The following is an 18844-nucleotide window of genomic DNA, read 5'->3' on the forward strand; positions in this document are numbered from 1 at the left end:
TGTTCTGTTCACCCTTTTGACATTGCTCTGGCTGCCCTTGCCGGCGCTGGCCGCGCCGGATTTCCTGGTCGATGCCGACTGGCTCGCCGAGCGCATCGATGACGAGGATGTCATCGTGCTCGAGGTGCGCTATCACCCGCACCGCTACTTCAGCGTCGGCCACATTCCTGGAGCCCGCCAGGTACAACGTTTCAAGGACCTGGGCGATAACCAGGCCAATCCCTTGATGCGCTTCCCCTCACGCGAGGCGTTTCAGGAGACGCTGCGTGGCTGGGGCGTCAACGACGACTCGACGCTGGTGCTCTACGACGATTCCAGCACCGCGCTGGTGTCCCGGCTCTATCATCTGCTCGACCTCTACGGATTCAACATGGATCAGGTCAAGATCCTCAACGGCGGCACCCTGGAATGGACCGTCTTCAACGAGTTGAGCAAAGAGGCTGAGGAGCCGTCCGAGCCGGGCAGGGTGACGTTGAAAGAGGCTAACCCTGATCTCTTTGTCGAGTGGGACGCGGTCTACGACGACGTGGTCGCACGTGGTAACCCGGACGTGATCCTGCTCGATGCGCGTCCGAACGACATGTACACCGGCGAGGTGATCCGCCACTCGATCATGGGCGGGCATATCCCGGGCGCGATCAACATCATCAGCCTCCACGGCACCGATGGCTCGACCGGCAAGTGGCGCGACGATGCCACGCTGAGCGCCCTCTACGCCGGGCTACCCAAGGACAAGCCGATCTACGTCTACTGCCATGATGGTTTTCGGATGGGCCTGACCTATCTGCAGCTCAAGCATCTGGGCTACGAAGACGTGCGCCTCTACAACGGTGGCTGGTCGCATTGGGGCAATACCCTAACGTTGCCGGTGGTGGAAGGGCCAGAGCCTTTGTCTGGCGATTTTGCGCTCTAAGCCGGTGGGATTGCCGGTGGCCCACTGGATGTAGGCGGCCTGTGAGTTGTCCCTGTCGCCATTGCTACCCTACAAGGTCGTGCCGAACGACAGCCACAGCTACCCAAATCAATAACAAGCGAGCGGCTGCTCCGACCGGACCAGCCGCCTCAGCCCGCCCCAGCTGCGCGTCAGCGTGCTGAGCCGGGTGGCTCAGCCAAGCACATGCTCATAGGCCATGCGCAGCAGCTTCAGTTCGATCGGCGGCTGACCGCGGGCCTGCACCAGATCAACGAACCGGGCGCCGCAGGCAGTGACCTGATCGATGGGCGGATCGATGCCGGCGAACTGACCCAGATGCACCTGCTCTTCGTGCGAGCCGATCCGCAGGCCGCAGCGAAAGCTCGCATTCGGCATCAGTCCATCATCCGGTAGACCCAGGTTCATTGCGGCCGCGCGCAAGACCAGCAGCGGATGCGTGCAGAGTGCCGGTGGCGGTGTCAGGTCGGCCTCCGGAGGCAGCGGGCCGCAGTCGCAGATGCCCCCATGGGCGAAGCGCAGGAACCGCGTGCGGGCGCTGGTGGGATGCTTGTGATAGAGGATGAGCATGGTGCGTCGATGGCGCTTGGAGCGGTGCGGTGACGTCGATCGCGTCAAGGTGTGATCAGGGCTGCTGGAGCAAGCGTAGCTCGGCCTGGATCTCGGCGCGGTTTGCCGTCTGGTTCAGGGGCGGGTCTTCGGAGCTGCCGATCTCATACAGGCCCCAGGCTTCGACGGCCTCCACGAACCAGCGCGGATCATGTGGATGTGCGCGCAGGATGTCGTGCTCGGCAAAGCAGTGTCCGCTGGCGTGACAGACCAGCATCCCCAGGCGATGACCCTGGGCGTTGCGCCATTCACCGACGAGACTCTCGGTGCCATCGGCAGGGTCGTGCTGGAGGCGATACAGGGCCGCCGTGGGCGCGCTGATCATCACCGGTTCGCGCGCGAACAGGGTTGCCGCCTCGCGCCGCATCGCTTGGCACAGCGCGTCCAACACCGGACGTGCGCTCAGTAGACGTTGTTCGAGAGTATTCATTGCAGGAGGAACGAAGCAAGGCATAGGCCAACCGGCGAAATCTTGCCGTGCAAGCCGCGACGCGGCGCAATCAGCGCTGCCCCTGGCTGCAGGGGGTGATCCTGTCATAGGGATAACGATTCCTGTGGATGGTTTGCGACAAGCCGATATTCGCATTGAAGTCGCGCGCGATGCCGGATGCCAGAAGCCGACAGGCTTTTGGCATCCGGCTTCGCGCGCTGATGCCAGGTGATAATCCACAGCTTGCCGTGACTGCTGCGCCAGGCCATAGAAGCGTTGCGGGTCGAAGGGCATGCTGTCCTCGCCTCCTTAGTCGCGACGCTTCACGGTCGCGCCGACCAGCAGACTGAGGTCGTGGATGACCCGCGCAAGTGCGGCAAACAGGCTGGCCGCCAAGACGCCGCCCAAGCCCCAGAGGATCGGCTCTCGGTAGGCGTCGAGGTCAATATGATCGGGATAAGCCGTGCTCCCCGGCCAATAGGTCAGCACCAGGATCAGGCTGAGGATGAGGCTGAACAGGGCCATGAGGATGAAAAAGATCGACATGTCGGGTAAACCGCCCATGCGCCGGGGCTGGGCCTTGGCGTGACGACTGGGCTTCGGCCTGGATCTCGATCGGGACTGCCGGCCCCGGCCCTGATCCTGCCGCGCGTCCAACTCCAGCTTGCTCACATACCAAGCCCCATTGATCAAGCGGCCATCGTAGAAGCCGTCGCGAACCATCTGGATGCATTTCGCGGTCTCGATCTGCTTGGCCTTCGCGAAGTCCTCGATGGGCAGCATGTTTTGGGTGCTGTTGAGAGCTTGATCGGTCATGCTCGAGTACTCTGTATGGCCACTGTTCTGCGGCAGGGGTTGTGCTGCTGGACATGCGGCGCGGTGAGCTCACGCCGCCCGGCGCAGCCGCAAGTCTACAGACGCTATTCGGTGGGCGCTTCTCGATGGGCGCTTCGCCGCAGCTCTCCGAGGCGGTAGAGGATGCGTTCAGCTGGAAGCTCCGAGAGGTACGATACAATGCATACATCGATGGACGCAGACCAGTTTGTCAGGAAGTGGACGGGCGTCACGCTCAAGGAGCGCTCCTCCGCACAGGAACACTTTATCGATCTCTGCCGGCTGCTGGATGAGCCCACGCCGGTTGAAGCCGATCCGAGAGGGGAATGGTTCTGCTTCGAGAAGGGCGCAGAAAAGACCACGGGCGCCGACGGCTGGGCCGATGTCTGGCGCAAGGACCGCTTCGCCTGGGAGTACAAAGGTCCGGGCAAGGATTTGAAGGCGGCTTTCGCGCAGCTGCAGCAGTACACCCCAGCGCTCGACTATCCACCGCTGCTCATCGTTTCCGACGCGCAGACGATCGAGATTCATACCGCCTTCAATCGCCTGGTGCCGGTCACGCACGTCCTGCGGCTCGAGGACTTGCGCGACCAGGCCAAACGCCGACTGCTCAAGTGGGCGTTCACCGACCCCGACAAGCTCAAGCCGACCCAAACCACAGCAAGTCTCACGGAAGAAGCCGCTGGACGCTTTGCCGAGCTCGCCCTTGCACTGCGCTCGCGCGGCCACCCTGCCGATGCCGTTGCGCACTTCAGTCAGCAACTGCTGTTCTGCCTCTTCGCTGAAGACATCGACTTGTTACCGGATCAACTCTTCTCACGGCTCCTGAAAGCCGGCAAACAGTCTCCAGCCCAGCTTGCAGGGATGCTCAGCAGCCTGTTCGGCGCCATGGCCCAGGGCGGTCTGATGGGGGTTGACGTCATCGACTGGTTCAACGGCGGCCTGTTCAACTCGGATGTCACCCTGCCGCTGGAGCACAAGGATGTCGATCTGCTGATCGAGGTCGCCAGGCTCGACTGGTCCGCCATCAATCCGATCATCTTCGGCACCCTGTTCGAGCGCGGGCTTGACCCCGACAAGCGCACCCAGCTCGGTGCTCACTACACTGATCCCAACTCCATCATGCGCCTGGTCGACCCGGTTGTGCTGCAACCGCTGCGGGAGGAGTGGAGCAGGGTCAAGGCGGATATTCAGGCGCAGATGGACAAGGCTCAGAAGGCCAAGAACGCATCCGCAAGCACCAAGGCGACCAATGCTGGGCTCGCCCTGCTACAGGGATTCCTAGACCGTCTCAGGCGCTACCGCGTGCTCGATCCCGCCTGTGGCTCCGGCAACTTCCTGCTGCTCGCGCTGCTCGGGCTCAAAGACCTCGAGCACCAGATCATCATCGAAGCGATGGAAATGGGCCTTCCACGAGCCTTCCCGATGGTCGGACCCGAGAACGTGCTTGGCATCGAGTTGAGCCCCTTTGCCGCCGAACTCGCGCGTGTCGTGGTCTGGATCGGCGAGATCCAGTGGATGCTCGCCCACGGCTTCAACCTCAACCGCAACCCGATCCTGAAGCCGCTCGACACCATCGAGAACCGCGATGCGGTGCTGAACGAGGATGGCACCGAGCCAGAGTGGCCGGAGGCTGATGCGATCGTTGGGAATCCGCCGTTCTTGGGTGGTAGCAAGAAGCGCCGCGCACTCGGAGATGCCTATTTCGACGGGCTAGCGAGGCTCTATGACGGACGCGTTCCTGCCGGCGCTGACCTAGTGACCTACTGGTTTGAGAAGGCACGGGCGCAGATCGAGGCGGGCAAGGTCCGCGCCGCCGGACTGGTCGCAACCAACAGCATCCGTGGCGGCGCCAATCGTAAGGTGCTGCAGCGGATCACGGAGATCGGTTCAATCTTCGAGGCGTGGTCAGATGAGCCCTGGATCAACGAGGGCGCTGCAGTGCGTGTCTCGTTGGTCGCTTTTGGGCGTGCGGAAGACTGGCCTACTGCTTGGCTCGATGGGCAGCAAGCAACCGAAATACATAGCGATCTGACCGGTGCAATACGATGCACCGAAGCAGAAGCGGCTGATCTGACGAGATCAAGACTTCTGGAAGAAAACGATGGGGCTTGTATACGAGGTCTAGCCAAGGTCGGGCGTTTCGATATTCCTGGTGATTTAGCCAGAAAGTGGTTGAAACAACCTAATCCAAACGGATGCTCGAATCAGGGTGTTCTCACGCCATGGGCTAACGGTATGGATGTCACTCGCCGTTCTTCCGACACGTGGCTAATCGACTATGGCAACGAACTATCTGAAATCGACGCTGCGTTCTATGAGGCCCCCTTCGAGCATGTACTTAACCATGTTAAGGCGGAACGCGAGCGCCAGCGTGACGAAAAACGCAAGTTTTACTGGTGGCGGCTGGGTCGTTCTGGAGCCGAGATTCGCAAAGCTCTGGCGCCGTTGAGGCGTTACATCGCTACACCGATGGTCGCTAAGTACAGGTTGTTTGCCTGGCTAAATAGCAGTGTTTTCCCTGATCAACAGATCATCGTCATCGCCCGTTCAGACGACACCACTTTTGGAATCTTGCACTCGCGGTTTCATGAGCTTTGGTCGCTGCGCATGTGCACTTGGCTCGGAAAGGGCAACGATCCTCGCTACACCCCAACCACCACCTTCGAGACCTTCCCCTTCCCCGAGGGCCTGACGCCAGCCGATACCGCAGGGGAGACCGAGACGCTCTCCAGCGGTGCCATCATTCCAAGCGTGGCGTCAGCCGTTCGCACCCATGCGGAACGCATCGCTGAAGCGGCTCATCAGCTCGACGCGTTGCGCCGTCACTGGCTCAATCCGCTGGAATGGGTCGATATCGTGCCCGAGGTCGTGCCCGGTTACCCCGATCGCATCATCCCCAAGGCCGAGCACGAGAAGGAACTGAAAAAGCGCACCCTGACGAACCTCTACAACGCGCGCCCGGCCTGGCTCGACAATGCCCATAAGACGCTCGACGCCGCAGTGGCTGCCGCCTACGGTTGGGACGACTACAGGGCTGACATGGCCGATGAAGAAATCCTGAGTCGGCTGCTGGAGCTGAATCTCAAGCGCTCGGCGACAAGCTAGGCAGGTGGCTTCGAACAGCCTGATCAGAGCCGTTATTCAGCTGGGCGGTCATCGTCTTGCGCCAGTCCACAACGACTATGCCAGGATCAAAGTAATAAGCGGTACCGATGCGCAGCCTGCTCCGTTGCGCCTCTGCTAGACTCCCACCATGCGCCACCCCATCGACCCCAAGATCGATTGCGTCTTCAAGGCCCTGCTCGGCGCCGAGGCCAACCGCGCCCTGCTGATCCACTTCCTCAACGCCATGCTCGGCTCCGATCTCCCCGCGCCGATCCGCCAGGTCGAGATCCTCAACCCCTACAACGAGCGCGAATTCCTCGACGACAAGCTCAGCATCGTCGATGTCAAGGCTCGTGATGGCCAGGGCGGCCTGTATCAGATCGAGATCCAGCTTCTCGCCTATCGTGATCTCCCCGCCCGCATCAGCTATGGCTGGGCCGATCTCTACAGCTCACAGCTCAGCAGCGGCGAGTCCTACACCAAGCTCAAGCCCACCTACGCCATCTGGCTGCTGGCCCAAGACCTGCTCCCCGATCCCGACCGCTACCTGCACGACTTTCGGTTGCGCGATGCCCAAGGCTGCAGCCTGGTCGAACACGGTGGCATCTGGCTGCTAGAGCTGAACAAATTCCACGCTGAGCGAGTCAACACCGAGCAAGAACGCTGGCTCAAATTCTTCAAGGAAGGCGCCACCCTCGACAGCGAGGCGCTGCCGCCTTGGATGCAGACCCCCGAGATGAGGCAAGCCATGAGCACCCTGAAAACCTTCTCCGAGAAAGACCGCGCCTACCACGCCTATCAAGCGCGACAGAACTACCTCCGCCAGCAAGCGAGTATCCAAGAAGAGCTCGAAGACCGCCGTGCCGAGATCGAGCAGGCCCGGGCGCGCTTAGAGCAGGCGCAGGCAGAGGTAGAACGGGTGCAGGCGGAGGTAGAACAGGAGCGCTTGTCGAGAGAGCAAGAGCGCGCGGCGAAGGAACAGGAACGCGCGGCGAAGGAACAAGAGCGCGCGGCGAAGGAACAAGAGCGCGCGGCGAAGGAACAGGAACGCGCGGCGAAGGAACAGGAACGCGCGGCGAAGGAACAGGAACGCGCGGCGAAGGAACAAGAGCGCGCGGCGAAGGAAGCCGCCCTTGCCGAGCTTGAGCGACTGAAGGCGCAGATGCGTAGCCACCCGCGATGAAGTGGAACAGGGTGACGCCGGCAAGATTCATGGCGCATCTGTGCGTTAAGGCGTCGCTTGGGGCCGAGAAAATCCTCGATCAGTTCGGTATATTCACTGCGCTAGCGATGCCAAGGAGCGCTAGATGAAGTTGTCTTCCCCTTTTGAGGATAAAGCTTGATGTTGTTGAGACGCTTTCGGGGGCTCTTCGCTGATGATTTGTCGATTGATCTAGGAACGGCAAACACGGTGATTTATGCCCGCGGCAAGGGGATTGTGCTGAACGAGCCCTCGGTGGTCGCGATTCGTCAGGACAATGAGACCGGGCGCAGGGCGGTGGTCGCGGTCGGCCTGGAGGCGAAGCGGATGCTCGGGCGAACGCCGCAGAACATCACCGCCATTCGCCCGATGAAGGACGGCGTGGTCGCTGACTTCACCATCACTGAAAAGATGTTGCGGCATTTTCTGCACCAGGTGCACGCATCGGCCATCGTTCGTCCTAGCCCGCGCGTGCTGATCTGTGTGCCCTGCGGCTCGACCCAGGTCGAGCGACGCGCGATCAAGGAGCTGGCGATCGGGGCCGGCGCGCGCGAGGTCTATCTCATCGAGGAGCTGATGGCGGCCGCGCTCGGAGCTGGGTTGCCGGTCCAGGAGCCGCGCGGCTCGATGGTGCTGGACATTGGCGGAGGCACCTCGGAAGTGGCCTTGATCTCGCTGAACGGTATTGTCTTATCCCAGTCGGTGAGGGTCGGCGGTGACAATTTTAATGACAGCATCATGAGCTATGTGCGCCAGCATTTCGGCAGCTTCATCGGTCAGGCGGCCACTGAGCGCATCAAGCACAGCATCGGATCGGCGTTTCCGAGCAGCGACCTGATGGAGATCGAGATCAAAGGCCGCAATCTCTCCGAGGGCATGCCGCGAAGCTTCAAGCTCAATAGCCATCAGGTGTTGGACGCACTCCAAGAGTTGCTGATGGGCATCGTCATGGTTGTGAAACAGACACTCGAGCAGACACCGCCGGAACTGGGTGCGGATGTCGCTGAGCGCGGCATTGTGCTGACCGGCGGCGGCGCGCTTTTGCGCGATATCGACCGTCTGATTGCCGAGGAGACGAGCTTGCCGGTGATCGTTGCTGAAGACCCGCTGACTTGTGTTGCGCGTGGCGGTGGCAAGGCGCTCGAGATGCTGGACAGATACGGTGTTGACCTCTTCACTAACGAGTAGGCGGTGAGATCCGATTGGGCATATCCTCATTGCCTCAGGACGAGACGGGCATGGCTTCCATCAGCGTCCTCGAAGTAGGAAGTTGCAACGTGATGGCGGGCTCAATGCGCACCTTGGCCACCATGCCAATGGCAAAGCCGGCTTGTGCTGGCAGGTGTGCCTCGAACATGCGCCGAGCGGTCTCCGGCTCAAGGGCTGGCCAGGCGCGCGTCAACGTCAGATCAATGGGGCTGCCCGGTGCGCCTTCGAAATGAGCTTGCACGGGTTGGCCAGGGGCCAGGCCGAGCGCCTGCGATCGATCCACCGAGAAGCGCAGGACCAGGCTGTTTGGATCGAAGAGCTCGAACAACAGCGCCTGTGCCTCGACCTCGCGCCCTTCGACGCGCACGTGCGCGCGCGCGACCTCGCCATCCCAAGGCGCCTGAATGTGCTGCTCGGTGGCCTCGGCTTGGGTTGGCAGGATGCGCAGCAAAACTTGTCCGGCGCTGACGGCATCACCCTCGCGCACCGAACAGCCCTGAATCCGACCTGAGATCGGCGCAAAGAGCTCGGCCAACCGGGTTGGCTCGACGAGGCCCTCGGCATCGATAAGCTTTGGTTGCGGCGGTGCGGCGGGAAGGGCTGCGGCTTGGGGAGCGCGCGGCAGCCAGAGCGAGAGCAGGGCCGCGGCAAGCAGGAAGCCAGTCGACCACCAGAGACAGCCTTCCAGACCCTGGAGTTGGTAGATCAGGCCCGACAGTACCGTGCCAGCTAGCCGGCCACCGGCATTGGCCATGTAATAGAAGCCCACGTTGAGCGCCACCTTGTCCGCATCGGCATAGGCCAGGATCAGGTAGGAATGGACCGCGGAGTTGATGGCGAAGACGATGCCAAAGAGGATCAGCCCAATGATCAGAATCGGCGCCGGCTCCCAGGCCAATGCGGGGCCTTCCATCAAGGCCAGCGCGATGCCGGCGGGGATCAGTGCCAACAGTAACGCGCCAAGCAAGGCCGTGCGACCACCCGGGCCCTGTCCTTGTTGGTTCGAGTGGATCAGCGCCGGGGCGCCGGCTTGAACGATGCCGTAGCCGATCACCCAGAGCGCGAGGAAGGCGCCAACGGCGGTGTACTCCCAGCCGAGCACGGCGGAGAGATAGACCGGCAGCGCGACCACGAACCAGACATCGCGGGCGCCGAACAGGAAGAAGCGCGCGGCTGAGAGCCAGTTGATGGCTGGCGTGTTGGAGAACACCTGGGTGAACTTGGCCTTTTCCTTGAGCTTGCCGACGCCGGAGGGCAGCAGCGCGATGGTGATGACCATCACCAGGAATAGTCCACCCGCGAGGCTGAAGAGTGCATTGCGGAAGCCGAACGCCTGCAGCAGCGCGGCGCCAACGAAGAAGCCAGCGCCCTTGAGCGCGTTCTTGGAGCCGGTGAGGACAGCGACGTACTTGAACAGCTTGGACTCGCCGGCCGGACCCTCGCCGGTTAGGGTCTTCACCGTGGCCTTGGCCGACATCTTGTTCAGATCTTTGGCGATGCCGGACAGCGCCTGCGCGGCCATCACATAGACCACGCCAAGCCAGGCATCAGGTACGGTGAGCATGGCCAGTGCGATCACCTGGAGTCCCATGCCGATGTGCATGGTGAGGTTCAGCCCGATGCGGGCGCCGAGCCAGCCGCCGACCAGATTGGTGATGATGCCGAAGACCTCGTAGAAGAGGAACAGCATCGCGACCTCGAAGGGCGAGTAGCCGAGCTGGTGGAAGTAGAGCACCACCAGCATGCGGATGGCACCGTCGGTGATGGTGAAGGCCCAGTAGCCGGCGGTGACCGTCAGATAGTTGCGGGTGTTCTTATCCATGCGCGTCGTTTCGCTCAACGCGCGTTGGCGACCATCTCGGCGATATCGACCATGCGGTTCACGTAGCCCCATTCGTTGTCGTACCAGGCATAGAGCTTCACCTGGGTGTCGTCGATGACCATGGTGGAGAGGGCGTCGACGATGGAGGAGCGGGGGTCGTTGAGGTAGTCCACCGAGACGAGGGGGCGCTCTTCGTAGCCGAGGATGCCAGCAAGGTCGCCTTCGGCGGCGGTCTTGAGCAGGCTGTTGATCTCCTCGGCAGTGACCGAGCGCGCGGCCTCGAAAACGAAATCGGTCAGTGAGGCGTTGAGCAGCGGCACACGCACGGCGTGACCGTTGAGCTTGCCGGTGAGCTCAGGGAAGATCTTGGTGATGGCCTTGGCGCTGCCGGTGGTGGTCGGGATCAGCGATTCGCCGCAGGCGCGGGCGCGGCGCAGGTCTTTGTGACCGAGGTCGACGATGCGCTGGGTGTTGGTGATGTTGTGGATGGTGGTCATGCAACCGTGGACGATGCCGACTTGTTCGTGCATGACCTTCACCACCGGCGCCAGGCAGTTGGTGGTGCAGGAGGCGGCGGTAAGGAGGCGGTGCTCGGCCGGGTCATAGCGATCGTGGTTGACACCGTAGACGATGTCGAGCGCGCCCTTGGTGGGCGCGGCGACGATGACGGTCTTGACACCCTGATCGAAATAGCCTTGCAGCAATTCGGGCTGTTTGTGGTGCTTGCCGGTCGCCTCGAAGACGATATCGCAGTCGGACCAGTCGCCTTCGGCGATGGTCTTGTGCTGGCTGTAGGCGAGGGTCTGTCCGTCAATGCTGAGCTGCTCGCCGTGGTCGGTTTGGCTGCCGCGGCAGTCGTGGCTCCAGCGCCCGTGCACCGAGTCGAACTGGAGCAGGTGCGCTGAGCCGGCTGCGTCGCAGGCGATTTCGTTGATGCGGGTGAAGATGAGATCAGTCTCTAAGCTGCGATCCAAGGCGGCGCGCAGTGCGAGCCGTCCCATGCGGCCAAAGCCGTTGATGCCGATGCCTGTGCTCAAGAGTAGTCTCCGAAGGTCAAAAAGAGGGTTGTTGATGATTCCGTTCAGCGAGTGCAGTGACTCCCTGTAGTCTATCGCTTTAACCACATATATGGATGACCAAATGTTTACGGAATGATGACAGCTCAGCGAGCGCCGTGGGAGCGTGGAGAGCGCTGCTGACCCCTCATTAGGCTAACAGCGGTGAAGGAAGAGGGGTGTTGAGGATGGCGCGTTGAGGCAGGGTGGCTTAGGCGCAGCGCGGCGCGTCGGGGCGATTGGGCATTGCGCTCAATGCGAGGCTGTCGTCAATGAAGGGTGCCGTCGAAGTTAGGCCGACCTCCGCGTTGCGAAGCAGGGTTTTTGCCCAGTCGGGCAGGTTGGGATTGATCCGGTAGTAGATCCAGGTGCTCGCGCGTCGATCGACGACCAGGCCCTGCTCACGCAGTTGCGCAAGGTGGCGGGACAGGTGAGGCTGGCTGACACCGATCGCGTAGGTGAGCTCGCAGACACAGAGCTCCGAATGCCGGGATAGCAGCATCAAGGTTCGCAATCTCGTGTCGTGGGAGAGTGCGCCAAAGAAGGTGCTGGGCGTGAGTGTCATGGGCGAAGTGGTCGCGCGTTCGGCTGGCACCGGATGGCTTTTCGAGCAGGTTCAGCTCAGATCCTTTCTTGTTTAGGGGACGGCTAGGGGATGACTAGGGTCAAGCCGGGCAGCACGCGTTCGGGGTCATCGAGCAGATGTCGATTGGCCTCGAAGATCCGTTCCCAGGCCTGATCTGTCCCGTATTGCATCGCGCTAATCTGCGCCAGCGAGTCGCCGGGACGCACCCGATAGACGGTGCGACTGCCCTCAGCGCGAGCGAGCAGGTATTGGGCTCGATGCAGTGCGTTCTCAGCCTCGCTGATGTGCTGCCAGAGCTGAGGGTTGTTGATACCTTGGCCTTCGCGGATGAGACGTTCGAGCGTCTCCGCGTCTGCACGAGCCTGCGCACGAGCTTCAGTGGCAGTGACCGTGCCACCTTCCGGTGCGGGTAAGCGTGCGCGCAGTTCATGGATGCGCTGTTCGAGCTGGTGTTTCGCCTCCGCGCGCCGAGCTTCTGCCGCTTGCAGGACTGCGATCTGTGCCTCGCGTTGCGCGAGCTGCTGCTCAAGGCGTTGAATGTGAGCATCAAGATTGCCTAGCCGATCTTTGTGCTCGCGTAGCCTCAGCTCGGCAGCGGTGAGCTGGGCGCTGTGTTTTTGTGCCTCGCCCTGACGCTGCTGCCTAAGCTTTTCGAGCTCGATACGGAGGGCCTCGGCGCGGGCCTCAGCCCGCTCCGCGGCGCTCTGGCTTGCGTCCAGCTGGCGTTGCAGGGGCTGTACTTGTGCCGCCTGCGCCTCGAGAGCAGCCTGCTTGCGATTGAGCATCTCGAGCTGCAGCAGCAGACTCGCCTGCTCGGTAGAGCGATCGCTGGACGGCTGCGCCTCCTCATCGGCAACGACGGCTAAAGCACAGAGCAAGAGCGTGCAGGCGCTCAAGGCGCCGACACAGCGACCGATGACCCGTTGCAGAGGTTGCAGACCGAGAAGATTCCGACCTGACAGGGTGCTTGCGGAAGGGGTCGACATGGCAATCTCCTTAGCAGGGTGTCGCAACGGATTCGGCTGAGCGGGCGAAGCGGGTTCGGCTAACAGCCGCTTGGCAGACCAGCCAAGGCCATCGCCATCTCGCCCTCATCGTAGCTGAGGTCGCTGAGCTTGCCCTCTTTGTAGTCCATATAGGCCTGCATATCAAAGTGGCCGTGGCCGCAGAGGTTGAATAGGATCGCCTTCGACTCGCCCGATTCGCGGCACTTTTCGGCCTCGTGGATGGCGGCGCGCACGGCATGGTTCGCCTCGGGTGCCGGCAAGATGCCCTCGGCCTTCGCGAACCGGATGCCAGCGTCGAAGCATTCAAGCTGGTTGTAAGAGCGCGGTTTGATCAAGCCGAGCTTGGCCAAATGGCTGATCTGCGGCGCCATACCGTGATAACGCAGTCCACCGGCATGGAAACCCGGTGGGACGAAGGTGGAGCCGAGTGTGTACATCTTGACCAGTGGGGTCAGGTGGGCGGTATCGCCGAAGTCGTAAGCAAAGGCGCCCTTGGTGAGGGTTGGGCAGGCCGATGGCTCGACGGCGATGAACTCGGTTTTCAGGTCATCACGAAGCGTCTGATGCAGGAACGGGAAGGCGAGGCCAGCGAAATTGCTGCCACCACCGGTGCAGCCAATGACCAGGTCCGGATAGTCATCCGCCATCTGCATCTGCTCGATCGATTCCAACCCGGTCAGGGTCTGATGCAACAGGACATGGTTGAGCACGCTGCCGAGCGCATAACGGGTGTCGTCACGCTGGACCGCGAGCTCGACGGCCTCGCTGATGGCGATGCCGAGGCTGCCGGTGCTGTCCGGATGCTCGGCGAGGATGGCGCGGCCAGACTCGGTGCGGTCGCTTGGGCTAGCGATGCATTCGGCGCCTAGGGTCTCCATGTAGGCGCGCCGATAAGGCTTGTGGTTGAAGCTGACCCGAACCATGAAGACCACGATCTCGAGGTCGAAGAAGGTGCCAGCGAGCGCCAGCGACGAGCCCCATTGGCCGGCGCCGGTCTCGGTGGTGATGCGCTTGACGCCCTCGGCCTTGTTGTAGAAGGCTTGTGGGATGGCGGTGTTGGGCTTATGCGAGCCCGCCGGGCTGACGCCCTCGTATTTGTAGTAGATGCGCGCCGGGGTATCGAGCGCCTTCTCCAAGCGACGGGCGCGAAAGAGCGGTGATGGGCGCCATTGCCGATACACATCGCGAACCGGCTGCGGGATCTCGATCTCGCGCTCCGTGCTCATCTCCTGCTCGATCACCGCGCGCGGGAAGATCGGCGCCAAATCATCGGGGGTGATCGGCGTTTTGGTTCCAGGGTGGAGCACCGGCGCCATCGGCTCGGGTAGGTCGGCATTGATGTTGTACCAGAACTTGGGCAGATGCTCTTCGTCGAGCAGGTACTTGACGCTGTCGCTCATGATCGTTTCTTCTGTCTCCCCAGGGGTGAGAGGGTATGGAGTGGTGCGGGTGCCGAGCTTGGGCTGGCGGACCAGTAGCCAAGGCTCGCAGCATCGGCAAGTGTGCCAGGTTATGGGTGTCGGCTGAAGAGCACTTGCGCAACTGCTTGACGGACGCCAACTGCTACTTGTTGATGCCCCCATTGCGCCCATGCGCATTCGACCCCCGCGCCCATCGATCGCCCATCGATAAAGAGGAAACCTCATGACTATGACCGCGGCCCCGATGCAGTATTTGGACAGGGCGTTGGGAACCCTGCACGAGATCGGCCTGGCGCCCACCGAGCAGCGCAGCGCTGATGATCCGATGATGCCGTTACTCAATGCGATCGCGGGCCTCGATGAAGACCGGGTCGCGGCCATTGCGCGCACGCTGACTCAGGCCAGTGTTTTCAATACGGTCGTCCGTGAGCAAGTGCAGGCAATGGATGTGGGTAACCGCTTCGAGGAGATCACCGACGCCTTCAACAGTATTCGACATGACGCCAAAACGATGGTCGATCAGCTCGATGACGGGAAGATCGATACCTTCGAACGTGTTGCCAACGTCTGGATGAAGGCAACGCGAGGCGATATTCCGAGCCGGTTCGAGAAGATTAAGGCGGCCTATCTTGAAGTCACCGACAGCACCAACGATCAGATCCAGCGTGAGCAACGCATTCTGGATGCCTATCAGGATTTTCGCGGTGCGCTCAAGTCATCGGAGGTGCTGGCGCTGGAGGTGCTGAAGACGGCCGAGGCACAGCTCGAGGCGTCACGCGCCGAGGTCGATCTGGCGATGCGGGAGATCGAGGCCTTTAGCGGCGATGATGCCGCTGCCCGAGCCCGGCTCGAGATGGGCCGTGATGAGCAGGTGCGCGCCTTGCAAGATGTCGAGAAGCGCTATCAGATTGCCAAGGACTTGGCCGATAACCTGACTGTTTCCTACAATACCTCTGAGGTGGTCATGGCGCGGCTGCTGCAGACCACCAACGCCAAGGAGCGCCTCTATCAGCAGGCGATCAGCTTCTTCAGCACCAACGAGACGGTGTTGACTGCGCTCAGCGCCTCATTTACCGGGATGTTCGGGCTCGCCGAGACCACCGAGACCCTCAATGCAATGAAAGACGGCATCAGTCAGTCACTCGAGGTGCTGGCCGAAATGGGTGGCAAGGTCCAAGAAGCGGCGATCAAGGCAGGTTACGGGCCGACCGTTCGCGCCGAATCGGTGAAGAAGCTGGTCGACTCCGTGGTCAACTATCAAACCCGCTCGCGCGAGATCATCGAGGAGATGCGCCTGGCGTCGACCCGCAACGCCGAGGAGATTCGTGACGCGGTCGAGGATGGCAAGCGACGCATGGCCCGGCTAGCCGAGCAAGGCCAAGCGTTGGTGACAGCCTAGGCGGAACAGGATACCAGGGCGATGTCCCAGCAGGGCCGGGGTATGAGCCAGAGCCAGGATGATCCGCAACAGGCGGAGGGTCAGGCTCCGCTCGACGACCTGATGCTGGCGATGGACGTGGTCGATAGCCTGCGCCGCCAGCAGCGCTTGGTGGAGCAGGAGCTCGACAGCGGTGCGCGTGAGGCGGCGTTGAAGATCCGGTTGCAACGGGTCTATGCCGCCCAGGGCATCGAGGTCAGTGATGCGGTGCTCGATGAGGGCGTGCGCGCGCTGCGCGATGATCGTTTTGTCTATCAGCCGCCGGCGCCCTCGTTTGCGGTTACCTTGGCGCGGTTGTATGTCAGTCGCAATCGTTGGGGCAAGTGGCTGCTGGGCGCATGGTTGGCGCTGCTGCTACTGGTTGGCGCCTGGATACTGCTGGTCGTGATGCCCAACCAGGTCTTACCGAATACGCTCAAGGCGCGTCATGCTGAGGTGCGCGAGCTGGCCGGCTCGGAGAGGGTGAATGCGCAAGCCGATCAGCTGCTGGCCGCGGCGCGGCAGGCGCTGGATCAAGGCGAGACCGGGCTTGCGCGCGATCTGCTGACCCAGCTCGAGCAACTGCGTGATCAGCTTGCGGTCGGTTATCAGATCAGGGTCGTCAATCGGCCTGGGGTACGCAGCGGTGTTTGGCGCATTCCCGAGGCCAATCCAGAGGCGCGCAACTATTATCTGGTCGTCGAGGCGATCGATGCTGGCGGGCGACGGGTTGCGGTGCCGGTGCGCAGTGAAGAGACCGGCGAGACCAAGCGGGTCGAACGCTGGGGTCTGCGGGTCGACCGCGCAACCTTCGAGCGCGTGGCGGCTGATAAGGGCGATGATGGCATCATCCAGGACGATCTCCTGGGCGCCAAGGCGCCTGGTGAGCTTGAGCCACGTTACTCCGTGCCGAGCAGCGGCGCGGCCATCACCGACTGGTAGCCCTATGGATATGAGTGTCCGAAGCCACCGATGGGCGTATCGATGATCACCGGTCGTCAAGCCATTGCCGAAGTAGCTCAGGCCGCACGGGGTCAACAACGGGCGCTTGATGAGCTTGATGCCCAGCTGAGCGAGCTGCGCACGCAGCAGCAGGCGCTCCTGCATCAGCGTGCCGAGCAGTTAAGGTCGCTGGCGAAACTGCGCATCGAGCTGCTGGAGACCGGGGCGAGCGGGTCTTTGGACCGGGCCGAGGCCGAGGCAGCCCAATGGCTCAAGCAGCGCGACGCGGCAGCGGCGTTGGTGGAGCAGCAAATTGCCGACGCCCAGGCCGGTCTGGACGCGCTTGAGCGGGAACGAGCCGCACAGGTCGAGCGTTTGCAGGCAGCGGCAGATAGGCTGGATACGGCTGAGGCCGCGGCGCAGGCGCGATTGGCATCGGATGCGGCTTATCAGTCCCAGCTGGAGCGTGCTCATGAGGCTGAGCGTACTGCTCTGCATGCTGACGAGAAGGCGACTGAGCGCGAGCAGGAGCAGGTCACGAAGGGCAGTCGCTACCAGGCCGATCCACTCTTTATGTATCTATGGCAACGCGGCTATGGGACTGCCGACTATGCCGCACGCGGGCTATTTGCCTGGCTCGATGGCAAGGTCGCGCGGCTGATTGGCTACGCCGATTCACGGCTGAGCTACCAGCGGCTGCTCGAGATCGGCCCGCGTCTGCGCGCGCATGCCGAGCGGATGCAGCAGCGGGCGGAGGCCGAGATCGATGCGCTGCGTGCGCTTGATGAGGCGGCCCGGGCAGCTGACGGCATACCGGCGTTGGACCATGCCTGCGATCAAGAGCAGGAGGCGCTCGACGAGATCGACCAGCGAATCGATGCCGTGCAACAGCAGTTGCAGGCACTGCGCGAGCAGCGCGCGCTGTTTGCGTCCGGTCAAGACGCCCAGAGCCGTGCGGCCATCGACCAGCTCGCCCAAGCGCTGGGCGCAAGCGCGTTGAAAGCGCTTGAGCGCGCTGCGCGCGCCACGCCGATGCCCGAAGATGATCAACTGGTGGCAAATCTGGTCGAGATTGATCGCCAGCAACGCCGGATCAGCTTCCTGCGTGAGCAGACCGAGACCACTCGGGCCAAGCAGCAGGAGCGTTTAAAGGAATTAACGCAGCTACAGCGCGAGCTGCGCCAGCGTCGCATGGATCGGCCAGGCTCCGAATTCGATGACAAGGCCATGGTGGCGATGATGCTCGCCAACTTTGTCAATGGGTTGCTCGATCGGCGGTCGCTATTACGGGGCTTGGAGGAGCAATATCGCTATCGGCCCCCGCGCGCTAATCCAGCGTTTGGCTCGGGCAGCTATCGTCGCGGTTCTTCTTGGGGCGGCTCGGGGCGCGGCAGTTCGGGACGCGGCGGATTTGGCGGCGGTGGCTTCGGCACCGGCGACGGATTTGGTGGTGGTGGCTTCCGGACCGGTGGCGGCTTCTGACGCCGAGATTATGCTCAGCTATCGTGGCATTTCCAAGCGCTATGCAAACCAGCTAGCCCTCGATGGTGTCTCCCTGGACTGTCCCGAAGCGGCGACAACCGTCCTCATCGGCCCAAGCGGTTGCGGCAAGTCCACCTTGTTGCGACTCGCCGCCGGCTTGATCCAGCCAGATGTGGGCGAGGTCCAGTTCGAGGGTGCGCCGCTGAGCACCGGTAACCTGCGCTCGGCGCGTTTGCGCATGGGTTACATGATCCAAGAAGGCGGGCTATTTCCACACTTGGGCGTTCGCGCGAATGTCGAGTTGATGGCGCGTGAGCTTGGCTGGTCGGCATCGCGGCGACGCGATCGACTCGCTGAGCTGGCCGAGCTGGTGCAGCTGCCTGCGGCGCTCCTAGACCGCTTTCCGCTTGAGCTTTCTGGCGGTCAACGCCAGCGTGCGGCGTTGATGCGGGCGCTGATGCTGGACCCCGACCTGATCCTCCTCGACGAGCCGCTCGGCGCCCTGGACCCCATGATCCGGGTCGAATTGCAACGCGAGTTGGCGGCGATCTTCCAACGCCTGCACAAGACCGTGCTGATGGTGACCCATGATCTGGCTGAGGCGGTGTTCTTCGGCGATCAACTGGTTCTGCTGCGCGCCGGACGCATCGTGCAACAGGGCCCTGCTCAAGCTTTGCTGCAAGCTCCAGCCGAGCCCTTCGTGGCCGAGTTCGTCAATGCCCAACGCGAGCCGCAGCGGATGCTGACCGAGGCGGGCCAGGGTCTGAGCGCGCCTGTCTGTTAATCCGTG

The 18844-nt window shown here is 62.4% G+C and carries 16 protein-coding genes and 1 pseudogene; 8 read left to right on the forward strand and 9 right to left on the reverse strand.

Annotation, left to right across the window (positions count from 1 at the left end; genetic code table 11):
* Positions 1-4: 4 nt before the first annotated feature.
* Positions 5-913, forward strand: coding sequence for a sulfurtransferase (locus tag VBE63_RS10690; protein ID WP_323683050.1), 909 nt, complete (start codon positions 5-7; stop codon positions 911-913).
* A gap of 192 nt (positions 914-1105) precedes the next feature.
* Here VBE63_RS10690 and VBE63_RS10695 read toward each other — a convergent pair whose 3' ends face one another.
* The 3 genes from VBE63_RS10695 to VBE63_RS10705 form a co-directional block, all read right to left on the reverse strand.
* The gene (locus tag VBE63_RS10695; RefSeq protein WP_323683014.1) at positions 1106-1549 is read right to left on the reverse strand and encodes a hypothetical protein; all 444 of its coding nucleotides are present in this window, start codon (positions 1547-1549) and stop codon (positions 1106-1108) included.
* Between the two features lie 7 nt (positions 1550-1556).
* Positions 1557-1970 (reverse strand): hypothetical protein, encoded by a 414-nt coding sequence (locus VBE63_RS10700; protein WP_323683015.1) that lies wholly within the window; start codon positions 1968-1970, stop codon positions 1557-1559.
* 309 nt (positions 1971-2279) lie between these two features.
* The gene (locus VBE63_RS10705; RefSeq protein WP_323683016.1) at positions 2280-2786 is read right to left on the reverse strand and encodes a hypothetical protein; all 507 of its coding nucleotides are present in this window, start codon (positions 2784-2786) and stop codon (positions 2280-2282) included.
* A 210-nt stretch (positions 2787-2996) separates the two neighbouring features.
* On the opposite strand from VBE63_RS10705, the gene VBE63_RS10710 reads away from it, so the two are divergent.
* From VBE63_RS10710 to VBE63_RS10720, 3 genes are all read left to right on the forward strand, one after another.
* A complete protein-coding gene (locus VBE63_RS10710; RefSeq protein WP_323683017.1) occupies positions 2997-5912 on the forward strand; it encodes a class I SAM-dependent DNA methyltransferase in 2916 nt (971 codons plus the stop codon).
* A gap of 148 nt (positions 5913-6060) precedes the next feature.
* Complete coding sequence (locus tag VBE63_RS10715) at positions 6061-7095, forward strand: Rpn family recombination-promoting nuclease/putative transposase (protein WP_323683018.1); 1035 nt, start codon at positions 6061-6063, stop codon at positions 7093-7095.
* 159 nt (positions 7096-7254) lie between these two features.
* On the forward strand, positions 7255-8301 hold the full coding sequence (locus VBE63_RS10720; protein WP_323683019.1) for a rod shape-determining protein: 1047 nt from the start codon (positions 7255-7257) through the stop codon (positions 8299-8301).
* A gap of 34 nt (positions 8302-8335) precedes the next feature.
* Here VBE63_RS10720 and VBE63_RS10725 read toward each other — a convergent pair whose 3' ends face one another.
* From VBE63_RS10725 to VBE63_RS10750, 6 genes and pseudogenes are all read right to left on the reverse strand, one after another.
* Positions 8336-8809 (reverse strand): HlyD family efflux transporter periplasmic adaptor subunit, encoded by a 474-nt coding sequence (locus VBE63_RS10725; RefSeq protein ID WP_416274536.1) that lies wholly within the window; start codon positions 8807-8809, stop codon positions 8336-8338.
* A gap of 114 nt (positions 8810-8923) precedes the next feature.
* Positions 8924-10144, reverse strand: a pseudogene (arsJ, locus tag VBE63_RS10730) (organoarsenical effux MFS transporter ArsJ); the annotation flags it as partial.
* A 14-nt stretch (positions 10145-10158) separates the two neighbouring features.
* Positions 10159-11181 carry an ArsJ-associated glyceraldehyde-3-phosphate dehydrogenase gene (locus tag VBE63_RS10735; protein ID WP_323683020.1) on the reverse strand — a complete coding sequence of 341 codons (1023 nt, stop codon included), beginning with the start codon at positions 11179-11181 and terminating at the stop codon, positions 10159-10161.
* Between the two features lie 229 nt (positions 11182-11410).
* On the reverse strand, positions 11411-11701 hold the full coding sequence (locus tag VBE63_RS10740; RefSeq protein WP_416274537.1) for a metalloregulator ArsR/SmtB family transcription factor: 291 nt from the start codon (positions 11699-11701) through the stop codon (positions 11411-11413).
* A gap of 146 nt (positions 11702-11847) precedes the next feature.
* Positions 11848-12771: a LysM peptidoglycan-binding domain-containing protein gene (locus VBE63_RS10745; RefSeq protein WP_323683022.1), complete on the reverse strand. Its 924-nt coding sequence runs from the start codon at positions 12769-12771 to the stop codon at positions 11848-11850.
* Between the two features lie 59 nt (positions 12772-12830).
* Positions 12831-14192 carry a TrpB-like pyridoxal phosphate-dependent enzyme gene (locus VBE63_RS10750; RefSeq protein WP_323683023.1) on the reverse strand — a complete coding sequence of 454 codons (1362 nt, stop codon included), beginning with the start codon at positions 14190-14192 and terminating at the stop codon, positions 12831-12833.
* A 244-nt stretch (positions 14193-14436) separates the two neighbouring features.
* Here VBE63_RS10750 and VBE63_RS10755 point away from each other — a divergent pair, with 244 nt between their 5' ends.
* The 4 genes from VBE63_RS10755 to VBE63_RS10770 are packed head-to-tail and all read left to right on the forward strand — an operon-like array spanning position 14437 to position 18838.
* A complete protein-coding gene (locus VBE63_RS10755; RefSeq protein ID WP_323683024.1) occupies positions 14437-15612 on the forward strand; it encodes a cell surface protein in 1176 nt (391 codons plus the stop codon).
* Between the two features lie 21 nt (positions 15613-15633).
* On the forward strand, positions 15634-16572 hold the full coding sequence (locus VBE63_RS10760) for a DUF6384 family protein (protein WP_323683025.1): 939 nt from the start codon (positions 15634-15636) through the stop codon (positions 16570-16572).
* A gap of 30 nt (positions 16573-16602) precedes the next feature.
* Complete coding sequence (locus VBE63_RS10765) at positions 16603-18054, forward strand: hypothetical protein (protein WP_323683026.1); 1452 nt, start codon at positions 16603-16605, stop codon at positions 18052-18054.
* Entirely contained in the window at positions 18041-18838 is a 798-nt protein-coding gene (locus tag VBE63_RS10770) for an ATP-binding cassette domain-containing protein (protein WP_323683027.1), read from the forward strand. Before VBE63_RS10765 ends, VBE63_RS10770 begins: the two co-directional genes overlap by 14 nt.
* Positions 18839-18844 lie beyond the last annotated feature (6 nt).

The sequence above is a fragment of the Lamprobacter sp. genome (assembly GCF_034860625.1).
GTDB lineage: Bacteria > Pseudomonadota > Gammaproteobacteria > Chromatiales > Chromatiaceae > Lamprobacter.

What these genes read in the sequence shown, in the direction of transcription:
- VBE63_RS10750 (WP_323683023.1), bottom strand. Translation starts at nt 14,192, where the DNA reads ATGAGCGACAGCGTCAAGTACCTGCTCGACGAAGAGCATCTGCCCAAG.
- VBE63_RS10760 (WP_323683025.1), top strand. Translation starts at nt 15,634, where the DNA reads ATGTCCCAGCAGGGCCGGGGTATGAGCCAGAGCCAGGATGATCCGCAA.
- VBE63_RS10715 (WP_323683018.1), top strand. Translation starts at nt 6,061, where the DNA reads ATGCGCCACCCCATCGACCCCAAGATCGATTGCGTCTTCAAGGCCCTG.
- VBE63_RS10765 (WP_323683026.1), top strand. Translation starts at nt 16,603, where the DNA reads ATGGGCGTATCGATGATCACCGGTCGTCAAGCCATTGCCGAAGTAGCT.
- VBE63_RS10740 (WP_416274537.1), bottom strand. Translation starts at nt 11,701, where the DNA reads ATGCTGCTATCCCGGCATTCGGAGCTCTGTGTCTGCGAGCTCACCTAC.
- VBE63_RS10705 (WP_323683016.1), bottom strand. Translation starts at nt 2,786, where the DNA reads ATGACCGATCAAGCTCTCAACAGCACCCAAAACATGCTGCCCATCGAG.
- VBE63_RS10710 (WP_323683017.1), top strand. Translation starts at nt 2,997, where the DNA reads ATGGACGCAGACCAGTTTGTCAGGAAGTGGACGGGCGTCACGCTCAAG.
- VBE63_RS10745 (WP_323683022.1), bottom strand. Translation starts at nt 12,771, where the DNA reads ATGTCGACCCCTTCCGCAAGCACCCTGTCAGGTCGGAATCTTCTCGGT.
- VBE63_RS10720 (WP_323683019.1), top strand. Translation starts at nt 7,255, where the DNA reads ATGTTGTTGAGACGCTTTCGGGGGCTCTTCGCTGATGATTTGTCGATT.
- VBE63_RS10700 (WP_323683015.1), bottom strand. Translation starts at nt 1,970, where the DNA reads ATGAATACTCTCGAACAACGTCTACTGAGCGCACGTCCGGTGTTGGAC.
- VBE63_RS10755 (WP_323683024.1), top strand. Translation starts at nt 14,437, where the DNA reads ATGACTATGACCGCGGCCCCGATGCAGTATTTGGACAGGGCGTTGGGA.